At 72.2% G+C, this 10,495-nt stretch carries 8 protein-coding genes; all 8 read left to right on the top strand.

The window, feature by feature from the left end:
• Nucleotides 1-112: 112 nt before the first annotated feature.
• The 8 genes from LRS07_RS02135 (at nt 113) to LRS07_RS02100 (ending at nt 10,489) form a co-directional block, all read left to right on the top strand.
• Nucleotides 113-1,183 (top strand): ABC transporter substrate-binding protein, encoded by a 1,071-nt coding sequence (locus LRS07_RS02135; protein WP_260500385.1) that lies wholly within the window; start codon nt 113-115, stop codon nt 1,181-1,183.
• Between the two features lie 157 nt (nt 1,184-1,340).
• Nucleotides 1,341-2,186 carry an ABC transporter ATP-binding protein gene (locus tag LRS07_RS02130; RefSeq protein WP_260500384.1) on the top strand — a complete coding sequence of 282 codons (846 nt, stop codon included), beginning with the start codon at nt 1,341-1,343 and terminating at the stop codon, nt 2,184-2,186.
• A complete protein-coding gene (locus LRS07_RS02125; protein WP_260500383.1) occupies nt 2,179-2,964 on the top strand; it encodes an ABC transporter permease in 786 nt (261 codons plus the stop codon). The genes LRS07_RS02130 and LRS07_RS02125 overlap by 8 nt, the downstream gene beginning before the upstream one ends.
• Nucleotides 2,961-3,752, top strand: a complete 792-nt coding sequence (locus tag LRS07_RS02120; protein ID WP_260500382.1) for an ABC transporter permease — start codon at nt 2,961-2,963, stop codon at nt 3,750-3,752. Before LRS07_RS02125 ends, LRS07_RS02120 begins: the two co-directional genes overlap by 4 nt.
• Before the next feature lie 17 nt (nt 3,753-3,769).
• On the top strand, nt 3,770-5,767 hold the full coding sequence (metC, locus tag LRS07_RS22410) for a cystathionine beta-lyase (protein ID WP_260500381.1): 1,998 nt from the start codon (nt 3,770-3,772) through the stop codon (nt 5,765-5,767).
• 26 nt (nt 5,768-5,793) lie between these two features.
• Nucleotides 5,794-7,287: an aldehyde dehydrogenase family protein gene (locus tag LRS07_RS02110; RefSeq protein ID WP_260500380.1), complete on the top strand. Its 1,494-nt coding sequence runs from the start codon at nt 5,794-5,796 to the stop codon at nt 7,285-7,287.
• A 231-nt stretch (nt 7,288-7,518) separates the two neighbouring features.
• Entirely contained in the window at nt 7,519-9,885 is a 2,367-nt protein-coding gene (locus tag LRS07_RS02105; protein ID WP_260500379.1) for a TonB-dependent receptor, read from the top strand.
• 13 nt (nt 9,886-9,898) lie between these two features.
• A complete protein-coding gene (locus tag LRS07_RS02100; RefSeq protein WP_260500378.1) occupies nt 9,899-10,489 on the top strand; it encodes a MotA/TolQ/ExbB proton channel family protein in 591 nt (196 codons plus the stop codon).
• Nucleotides 10,490-10,495 lie beyond the last annotated feature (6 nt).

The raw sequence follows: 10,495 nt of genomic DNA, 5'->3' as shown, positions 1-10,495 counted from the left end.
GGACGGTAGCGACGATGCGCCGGCGCCGGGGTGCCGTTTGCGTCATGCGCCTTTGCGCAAACGGCTACGTGCCGGATGCGCCGCGGCCGCGCTTCCGATGCACGATGGCGACATGCCCGCCACGTCCCTGCAGACACTGCCGCGGCCCGGACGACGTGCCGCCCTCGGCGTGCTCGGCACGTTGCCGCTGGCCGGGCTGGGCGCGCTCGGCCTGCCCCTGCTGGCGCCCCACCGACCCGATGCTTCCCACGGCCAGCGCATGACATTCGACCACCAGCTCGGCTGGGTGAAGGGCATCCAGTTCGGCGGCTACCTGGCCGCGCTCGACCGCGGCTTCCTCGCCGAGGAAGGCCTGGACGTGCGCTACGTCGCCGGCGGGCCCGGCACCGACTACCGCACGCTGGTGGCCAGCGGCCGCGCGCTGGTCAGCGAGAGCAACGTCGCCGGCATGATCGACGGCGCGCTGCGCGGCCAGCCGCTGGTGGCCTTCGCCGCGGTGATGCAGCGCGACCCCGGCGCCATCATCAGCCCGGCGTCGCGCCCCATCCGGTCGTTGCAGGACATGGTCGGCAAGACGCTGGGCGTGCCCAACAGCGTGCGGGCGCAGCTGCAGCCGCTGATCCGCGCCGCCGGCATCGACCCGGCGCAGGTGCGGCTGGTGCCGGTGGGCAGCGACCCGTCGCTGCTGGCGTCGGGCCAGGTCGACGGCTACTACAGCTGGTCCACCACCGCGGTGCCGGCCCTGCGGCGCATCGGCTTCGAGCCGCACTGGCTGCACGTCTCCGACCTCGGCGTGCCCGGTTACGGCCAGTTGCTGATCGCCCGCCGCGACACGCTGGCGGCGCACCGCGACGTCCTCGTGCGCTACACGCGGGCGCTGATCCGCGGCTGGTCGTGGGTGCTGGCCCATCCGGTGGCGGCCGCCGAGATGGTGGTGCGCCGCCATGCGCCGCCGGGCACCGACCTGGCCGAGCAGGTGGCACAGGCGCGGATGATGCGCGACTACATCGTCACCGCCGACGCCAAGGCGCACGGCCTGCTGTGGCTGGAACCCGCCGTCTTCGAGCGCGCCATCGCCATGGGGCGGCAGGCGGGCAGCGTGCCGGCCGACGCCCGGCTCGACGTCGCCGCCTTCGTCACCCAGGACATCGTGCGCGCCGCGCAGGCGCCGGCCGCGGCCTAGCGCCCCGGCCCGGCGCCGGCGGTGCGATTCGCGAACCGCGACGGCGCACAAACAGCACCCCGGGCGGGCGCCGGCCCTTCTAGTCTGCAGGCCGTTGCACCCGCTTCGTTCTCCTTCGCCCACGCGCCGCGCCGCGACGCACCACGACCACCGCCCGATGTCCGGTCTGTCCCTCCACGAGGTGTCCAAGTCCTTCGCGCTCGAAGGCCGCCATGTCAGCGCGCTGTCGCAGGTGAGCCTGTCGCTCGCGCCGGGCCAGTTCGGCGCGCTCATCGGGCCGTCGGGCTGCGGCAAGTCGACGCTGCTGCGCATGGTGGCCGACGTGTTCCCGCCCACCGCCGGCCGCATCACGGTCGACGGCGCGCCGCCCCAGCAGGCGCGGCGCGACCACCGCATCGGCTTCGTCTTCCAGGAAGCGACGCTGCTGCCCTGGCGCAGCGTGCTCGACAACGTGCGCCTGCCGCTGGAGGTGCTCGGCCGCCATGCGCCGCCGCCGGCGCGCTCGCCGGAAGAGCTGGTGCGGCTGGTCGGGCTGGCCGGCTACGAACACGCGCGGCCGTCGCAGCTGTCGGGCGGCATGCAGCAGCGCTGCGCCATCGCGCGAGCGCTGGTCGCCTCACCGGCCATCCTGCTGCTCGACGAACCCTTCGGCGCGCTCGACGAGGTGATGCGCTACCGCATGAACTTCGAGCTGCTGCGCATCCGCGCCGAGACACGCACCACCGCGCTCATGGTCACCCATTCGATCGAGGAGGCGGTGCTGATGGCCGACCGCGTCTTCGTCTTCGCCGCCAGGCCGGGCCGGCTGATCGAGACTGTGGAGGTGGACCTGCCGCGCCCGCGCCGGCTGACCAGCCTGGACGACCCGCGCTTCAACGCCACGGTCGAGCGCGTGCGGCGTTCGCTGTTCGGCCAGCTGCCGCACGCCCTCGACCACGAGATCGAGCCCCCGTCGCCGACGCGGCCGGTGGCCGACGGTGCAGCGGGGATGGTCCATGCCTGAACGCCGCGCGACGGCCGCCGCCGGCCGCTGGCTGCTGCCCCTCGCCACGCTGGCCCTGGTGCTGGTCGTCGTCGAGGCCTGGGTCCGCAGCGGTGCCGCGCCGTCGACGCTGCCGCGGCCGTCCGACGTGGGGCGGCTGCTGGTGCAGGAGCAGGCCTCGCTGCGCGGCCAGCTCGGCGTCACCGCCTTCGTCGCCGGCTGCGGCCTGTTCACCGCGCTGGCGGCGGCACTGGCGGTCGGCTTCCTCGCCCATGCGCTGCCGCGCGCCGAGGCGCCGGTGCTCACCGTCGGCGCCGTGCTCGGCAGCATCCCGATGATCGCGATCGCGCCCATCCTCAGCGTGTGGCTCGGCCTGGGCCTGGGCACGCGGGTGCTCATCACCGCGGTGGTCTGCTTCTTTCCGCTGCTGGCGTCGGTGGTGCAGGGCCTGCGCGAGGCACGCGCGGCCGAGCAGGAGCTGTTCACCGTCATCGCCGCCAGCCCCTGGCAGCGCTTTCGCCTGCTGGCGCTGCCGAGCGCGGTGCCGCTGCTGTTCGTCGGCCTGAAGATCGCCGCGCCGCTGGCGGTGCTGGGCGCGCTCATCGGCGAATGGAACGGCGCCGAGACGGGGCTCGGCGTGGTCATGCTCAACGCGATGTTCGGCCTGCAGGTGCAGCGGCTGTGGGCCACCGTCGCCATCGCCTGCGCGGTGTCGATGCTGGCCTACGGCTACATCGCGCTGGTCGAGCGGCTGGCCGGCTACGACCGCGTCGCGCCGGCCGAGGGCCAGGCGACATGACGGGCTCCTTCGTCCAGCGCCTCGGGCTCGGCGCCGCGCTCACGCTGGCGTCGCAGCGCCTGGCCGGTTACGCCGGGGTGGTCGGCGCGCTGCTGCTGCTGTGGCAGGCGGTGGTCGTCGCCTTCGGCGTGCCGGACTACCTGCTGCCCCGCCCTGCCCAGGCGGCGGCGGCCTTCGCCGAGCACCTCGGCGTCCTCGGCCATGCCACCGGGCTGACGGTGCAGTCGACGCTGCTCGGCCTGGTCGCGGCGACGGTCGTCGCGGTGCTGCTGGCGCTGCTGTTCCTGGCCTCGCCGCTGCTCGACGCGGCGCTGATGCCGCTGGTGCTGGTGGTGCGCACGGTGCCGATGATCGCCATCGCGCCGGTGCTGGTGCTGCTGTTCGGCCGCGAGCGCTGGAACGGCGTCGGCATGGTCGCGCTGCTGTCCTTCTTCCAGATCATGCTGGCCGCGCGCAAGGGCCTGCAGGCGCCGACCCGCCACATGCTGGAGCTGATGCACTGCTGCGGCGCCGGCTTCTGGCCGACGCTGTGGAAGCTGCGCGTGCCCTGCGCGCTGACGCACCTGTTCACCGGCCTGCGCATCGCCTCCGCCTCGGCGGTGCTGTGCGCGATGTTCGCCGAGTGGCTGTCCGGCGCCCCGGGCCTCGGCAGCCTGATCCTCGACGCCCACTCGCGCCAGCACTTCGCGCTGATGTGGGCGGCGGTCGGCGCCGGCACCACGCTGTCCTACCTCTTCTACACCTTCACCATCGCGCTGGAACGTGCCGTGCAGCACGCCAGCCTGTGACCCAGGACCCGCGCACCATGCACCGTCTGCTCGGCAAGGTGGTGTTCGCCACCGGCGCCACCAAGGGACTGGGGGCCGAGCTGGCCCTCGCACTCGCCCGCGAGGGCGCCCACGTCGCCATCGTCGGCCGCGACACCGCCGCCGGCGACCGCGTCGCGGCCGAGGTGCGCAGCACGGGCAGCGACGCGCTGGTGCTGCAGGCCGACGTGGCCGACGCGGCGGCGATGGACGCGGCCGCGGCGGCCGCGATGGCGCACTTCGGCCGCCTCGACGGCCTGCTCTGCGCCGCGGGCGTCGGCAGCCCGCGCCAGCCGGTGTGGCAGGGCAGCACCGAGGACTACCGCGCCTGCTTCGACACCAACGTGCTGGGCGTGCTGCTGGCGCTGCGCGCGGTGATGCCGACCTTCATCCGCCAGCGCGACGGCCGCGTGGTGGTCATCGGCGGCACCTACGGCCACAAGGGCGTGGCCGACCACGGCCTGTACGCGGCGTCCAAGTGGGCGGTGCGCGGGCTGGTCAAGTCGGCGGCCCTCGAAGGGGGGTCCGCACAACGTCACCGCCAACGTCGTCGCGCCGGGCGGCATCGCCGGGCCGCGGCTGCAGCGCCTGTTCGAGGCGTCGGCCCGGCGCGAGGGCGTGCCCTACGCCGACGTGCTGCGCCGCTTCACCTCGCGCTCGGCGCTCGGCCGCCTGGTCACCGGGGAGGACGTGGCGCAGGCCGTCGTCCACCTCCTCGGCGAAGGCGGGCGCCACATCACCGGCCAGGACCTGGTGGTCGACGCCGGCACCCTGGTCTGACGAACACACCCTCCGCGCCCATGACCGACACCGCAGGCCTCGCGCCCGACACGCAGCTCGTCCACCTCGGCCGCGACCCCGAGGCCTTCCACGGCGTGGTCAACCCGCCCGTCTACCACGCCTCGACCTTCATCTTCCGCTCGGTGGAGCACCTGCTGGACACCCGGCGCGACCGCGCCGGCGGCGCTTTCGAGCAGTTCACCTACGGCCGCGAAGGAACGCCGACCACGCGCGCGCTGGAGGACGCGGTGACCCAGCTCGAGGGCGGCTACCGCGCGGTGGTGACGTCGTGCGGGCTGGGCGCCATCTGCGCCGCGCTCACCGCCTTCCTGTCCGCCGGCGACCACCTGCTCATCGTCGACAGCCTCTACGGCCCGGTGCGCCAGTTCTGCGACGAGTTCCTGTCCCGGTTCGGCGTCGAGGTCACCTACTACGACCCGCTGGTGGGCGAGGGCATCGCGGCGCTGGTGCGGCCGCGCACCCGCGTGATCTACATGGAGTCGCCCTGCTCGCTGACCTTCGAGATGACCGACGTGCCGGCCATCACGCGCGTGGCCCGGGCCCGCGGCATCACGACCATCATGGACAACACCTGGGCCTCGCCGCTGTGCTTCCAGCCGCTGCGGCACGGGGTGGACGTGTCCATCCACGCGGCCACCAAGTACATCTCCGGCCACTCCGACCTGATGCTGGGCATCGCGGTGTGCAACGAGCAGGCCTTCATCCCGGTCAAGAAGACGGCCTCGGGCTCCGGCTACTGCGGCGGGCCGGACGATGTCTACATGGCGCTGCGCGGCCTGCGCACCCTCGGCGTGCGCATGCCGCGGCACCAGGCCACGGCGACCACCATCGCGCGCTGGCTGCAGACCCGGCCCGAGGTGTCGCGCGTCATGTACCCCGCCCTGCCCGACGACCCCGGCCACGCGATCTGGCGACGCGACTTCCAGGGCGCCAGCGGCCTGTTCGGCGCGGTGCTCAAGCCCTGCAGCGACCGCCAGTTCGCCGCCATGCTCGACCACCTGTCGCTGTTCCAGATGGGCTATTCCTGGGGCGGCTACGAAAGCCTGGTGGTGCCCACCTATCCCGGCACGCTGAGAAGCGCACGGCCCTGGACCGACGCCGGCCGCGGCCTTCGCCTGCACGCCGGCCTGGAAGACCCCGACGACCTGATCCGCGACCTCGAGCGCGGCTTCGACCGCCTGGCCAGGGCGGCCTGAAGCGTCGACCGCACGAGCCCGCACGCATGAGCCCGCACATCGACGCCGCCACCCCGCACCCCTTCCTGGGCGGCACCCCCAAGCGCCTGCTCATCGGCGGGCAGTGGCGGCCGGCCGCCTCCGGCAGGACCTTCGACACCCACAACCCCGCCAGCGGTGCCCGGCTGGCCGCGGTGGCCGAGGGCGACGCCGCCGACGTCGACGCCGCGGTGCAGGCGGCACGGGCGGCGTTCGAAGGCCCCTGGTCGCGCTTCAAGCCCGACGAACGCCAGGCCCTGCTGCTGCGCCTGGCCGACGTGGTGGAGGCGCACCACGACGAACTGGCCTGGCTGGACACGCTGGACATGGGCGCGCCGCTGCGCCACACGCGCGGCAGCCGACGCCACCTGGTCGGCCTGCTGCGCTGGTTCGCCGGCCAGGCGACGGCGCTGTACGGGCAGACGGCCCAGACATCGCTCAACGGCGACATGTTCGCCGCCACGCTGAAGGAGCCGGTCGGCGTCGTCGGCTCGATCATTCCGTGGAACGGCCCGCTGTGGGCGACCGTCTTCAAGGTCGCGCCGGTGCTGGCCACCGGCTGCACGCTGGTGCTCAAGCCGTCGGAAGAGGCACCGCTGGCGCCCCTGCGCTTCGCCGAACTGGCGCTGCAGGCCGGCGTGCCGGAGGGCGTGATCAACGTGGTCACCGGTTTCGGCCGCGGCGCGGGCGCGGCGCTGGCGGCGCACGCCGGCGTCGACAAGGTGTCCTTCACCGGCTCGGTGGCCACCGGCCAGGCCATCGTGCGCGCCTCCGCCGGCAACCTGAAGCGGCTGTCGCTGGAACTGGGCGGCAAGTCGCCGCACATCCTGTTCGACGATGCCGACATCGCCGCCGCCGCCCGTGCGGCCGCCATGGGCGTGTTCGCCAACGCCGGCCAGATCTGCAGCGCCGGCACCCGGGTCTACGTGCAGCGGCGCATCCACGACGCGGTGGTCGACGCGATGGCCGAGGTCGCACGGTCGCTGCACGTCGGCGACGGCCTCGACCCGGTCACCGACATCGGGCCGCTGGTGTCAGGGCCACAGATGCAGAAGGTGCTCGACTACATGGCCGGCGCCCGCGACGAACGCGCCCGGCTGGTGGCCGGCGGCGAGCGGCTCACGGGCCCCGCGCACCGGCATGGCCACTTCGTCGCGCCGACGGTGTTCGCCGACGTGCACGACCCGATGCGCATCGCCCGCGAGGAGATCTTCGGACCGGTCGCCGCGGTGATGCCCTTCGACGACCTCGACGAGGTGGTGCGGCGCGCCAACGCCTCGCCCTATGGCCTGGGTGCCGGCGTGTGGACGCGCGACGTCGGCCGCGCGCATGCCATCGCGCGGCGGCTGCAGGCCGGCTCCGTCTGGGTCAACTGCTACAACCAGATGGACCCGTCGATGCCCTTCGGCGGCGTCAAGCTCAGCGGCTACGGACGCGAGTCGGGCCTGCAGCACCTGGACGAGTACCTGCACGTCAAGGGCCTGTGGATCCAGGCCACCTGACCACGCCGCACGGGCCGCACGCGCGCCGACGGCGTTGCCGATTTCGCGTCGACCACCACGCGAAAGTGCATCGGCCCCGATGGATCGACGCCATGCCCGGGGCACCCGCCCGCACGTAGCGGTCCCCGCAACGACCGGCGACGAAAAAAGCAATTCGCGGCGCGCGGACCCCTCGCTAAATTGAATCGTCGCTTGTCGTCCACACCATCACCACCGCACCGAGGGCCGCTCATGAAGCACCAATTCGTCGTCACCTGCCTGGCCGCCGCCGCCGCCTCGGCGGTGGCGCAGACCGCCGACACCACGAACCGCGAGAAGACGGACATCGGCCGTGTCAGCGCCTCGGGTGCCTCCAACGCCAACCCGAAGGACACGCCTTCGGCCACCGGCGTGACGCGCAAGGAGATCGGCGGCGGCCTGATGGTCGACGAGAACGTGCCCAAGGCGAAGAGCTCGGTGACCCGCGACTTCATCCAGAAGCAGCAGGCCTCGGCGGACATCTTCCAGCTGCTCAAGTACTCGCCCGGCGCGAACGCCGCGCCCAGCGACGCCTGGGGCCTGAGCCCCGGCGTGCTGTCGGTGCGCGGCCTCGACGGCGGCCAGCTCGGCTTCAACTTCGAGGGCATGCCGATGAGCGTGGCCTCCAACTGGTCGGTGTTCCCCGGCCAGTACATCGACACCGAGAACACCGACGTCGTCACCCTCAACCAGGGCTCGGCCGACCTCACCTCGCCCAACGTCACCGCCACCGGCGGCATCGTCGACATCTACCTGCACACCCCGTCGAAGACACCCGGCGGCCTGATCACCCTGTCGCGCGGGTCGAACAACGCCACGCGCTTCTTCGTGCGCGGCGAAACGGGCGAGATCGGCCAGCTCGGCCTGCGCGCCTTCGGCTCGCTGTCGCAGATCGAGGCCAACCACTTCCGCGGCGTCGGCCGCGACCGCAAGCAGCACCTGGCCCTCGGTGCCGTGCAGGAATGGGGCGGCGGCAGCCGCACCAAGCTCGCGCTGACCTATTCGAAGATCATGCGCGACGTCTACCGCAACCCGACGCTGGCGCAGTGGAACGCCGGCGGACCGGACGGCGCGGCGACCAACTTCGACGCCACCTACACCCCCGGCAGCCTGAACTACTACCGCCAGCTGCAGAACCCGTGGCAGAACGTGCTGGCCTCGGCACCGACCGAGCTGCGCGTCAGCGAGAAGCTGACGTTGAACGTCACGCCCTACCTGTTCTACGGCTACGGCGGCTCGGGATCGGCCGGCACGTTGAACGAAAGCTCGGTGGCCTTCGGCAACCAGCGCCTGGCCGTGGACCTCAACGGCAACGGCACCACCACCGACACCAACGTCAGCTTCTACAACCCGATCATCGAGAAGAACATCCGCACGGGCCTGACCGCCAAGGGCACGTACCAGTGGCGCAACCACACGCTGGTCAGCGGCTTCTGGGTGCAGCATTCGCGCGACCAGCTGTACCGGCCCTACAGCCGCCTCAACGCCGACGGCACGCCGGTGGACGTCGACGGCCGCAGCGGCCTCATCACCACGCCCGCCGGCCAGGTGGTGAACCAGTGGAACCAGGACACCCGCGACAACTTCTATTCGGTCTTCGTCGGCGACACGATCAGCCTGATGGACGACCGGCTCGCGGTGGACGTCGGGGTCAAGCAGCTGTGGCTGGAGCGGGTGGGCCTGAACCGCGTGCCGAGCGACGTGCTGCGCACCGAGGCGCAGAACAACCCGACCATCCCGGCGGTCGCGGTGCGCTACAAGCTCGACGACGTGCAGTCGGTGTTCGCCACCGCGACGCGGGGCTTCCGCATCCTGCCCGCCGGCGCGCTCTACCCGCGCTACAACGCCGCCACCGGCGCGCTGACCACACGGCAGAACCCCGAGCAGGCGCCCGAGAAGTCCACGGTGCTGGAGGCCGGCTACCGCTACCAGGGCCGGCTGGTCAGCCTGTCCAGCTCCTTCTTCCACTACCAGTTCGAGAACCGCCAGATCTCGGCCCTGGCGTGCGACGCCAACGGCACCGGCTGCGTGACGCAGCCGATCAACGGCGGCAAGCAGAAGGCCTACGGCGTCGACTTCGAGGCCGGCCTGCGCCCCTACAAGAACTTCCGGCCCTACGCCTCGTTCGAGCTGCTGCGCACGCGCATCGAATCGAACATCCCGGTCGGCACCGACCTGCTGCCGACCATCGGCAAGCAGGCGGTGCGCGCGCCGCGCATGCAGGGCGCGCTGGCGGTGGACTACGACGACGGCACCTTCTTCGGCAACGTGGGCGTGAAGTACGTCGGCAAGCAGTTCAGCACCTTCATGAACGACCAGGAGATTCCCAGCTACACGGTGGTGGACGTCGCACTGGGCTACCGCTTCCAGGTCGACTCGTCGTCCCGCTTCACCAAGCCCGAGCTGCGGCTGAACCTGCTGAACATCGGCAACCGCAAGTACCTGTCGGGTGTCAACAGCCCGACCACCAACGCGGTGGCGACCACCGGTGTCAACGGCACCACCCTCGCCGCCGGCCAGCCCACCTACCTGGTGGCCAACCCCTTCACGGCGATGCTGACCTTCGCAGTGGGCTTCTGAACGAGGACTCCCCATGAGCCAGGACTTCCTGCACGCGGCGACGATCAACCTGCTCTACGCATCGGTCGCCATCCTCACCTTCGTGATCCTCGAGCGGCTGGTGTACTACGTGCACCTGGCGCGCCGGCGCGGCCGCATCGCCAAGTCCATCGCCACCGCGGTGGCGGTGGACGCCACCTCGCCGCTGCCCGAACTGCCGGCGGGCCGCGACGTGCTCACGCGGTCGATGCAGGAGTACGTGGACGTGCAGCGCAAGGGCAAGGTCAGCCGCAGCCGCATCGAGGACCTGTCGAGCGCGCTCTTCCTGCGGGTGGACGGCAGCATCAACCGCGGGCTGTGGATCCTCGACACCATCGTCACCGCCGCGCCGCTGCTCGGCCTGCTGGGCACCATCCTCGGCATCATGGACACGTTCCAGGCGCTGTCGGCGGGCGGCGTGTCCGACCCGGGGGCCGTCAGCCGCGGCATCGGCTCCGCGCTCTTCGCCACCGCCATCGGCATCGGCACCGCGCTGTACGGGCTGCTCGGCCACAACGTGCTGCACCGCCTGGGCGAGTGCATCACCGAGGACTTCAAGAGCTTCCTGCTCGAGACCACCCACTGAAGGCCC

Source organism: Aquabacterium sp. J223, assembly GCF_024666615.1.
Lineage (GTDB): Bacteria > Pseudomonadota > Gammaproteobacteria > Burkholderiales > Burkholderiaceae_C > J223.
Note: the sequence above shows the minus strand (reverse complement) of the source record. Positions and strands in the feature narration are given on the sequence as shown.

Coding starts and splice junctions, on each gene's coding strand:
- LRS07_RS02135 (WP_260500385.1), top strand. CDS start 113: ATGCCCGCCACGTCCCTGCAGACACTGCCGCGGCCCGGACGACGTGCC.
- LRS07_RS02130 (WP_260500384.1), top strand. CDS start 1,341: ATGTCCGGTCTGTCCCTCCACGAGGTGTCCAAGTCCTTCGCGCTCGAA.
- LRS07_RS02125 (WP_260500383.1), top strand. CDS start 2,179: ATGCCTGAACGCCGCGCGACGGCCGCCGCCGGCCGCTGGCTGCTGCCC.
- LRS07_RS02120 (WP_260500382.1), top strand. CDS start 2,961: ATGACGGGCTCCTTCGTCCAGCGCCTCGGGCTCGGCGCCGCGCTCACG.
- metC (WP_260500381.1), top strand. CDS start 3,770: ATGCACCGTCTGCTCGGCAAGGTGGTGTTCGCCACCGGCGCCACCAAG.
- LRS07_RS02110 (WP_260500380.1), top strand. CDS start 5,794: ATGAGCCCGCACATCGACGCCGCCACCCCGCACCCCTTCCTGGGCGGC.
- LRS07_RS02105 (WP_260500379.1), top strand. CDS start 7,519: ATGAAGCACCAATTCGTCGTCACCTGCCTGGCCGCCGCCGCCGCCTCG.
- LRS07_RS02100 (WP_260500378.1), top strand. CDS start 9,899: ATGAGCCAGGACTTCCTGCACGCGGCGACGATCAACCTGCTCTACGCA.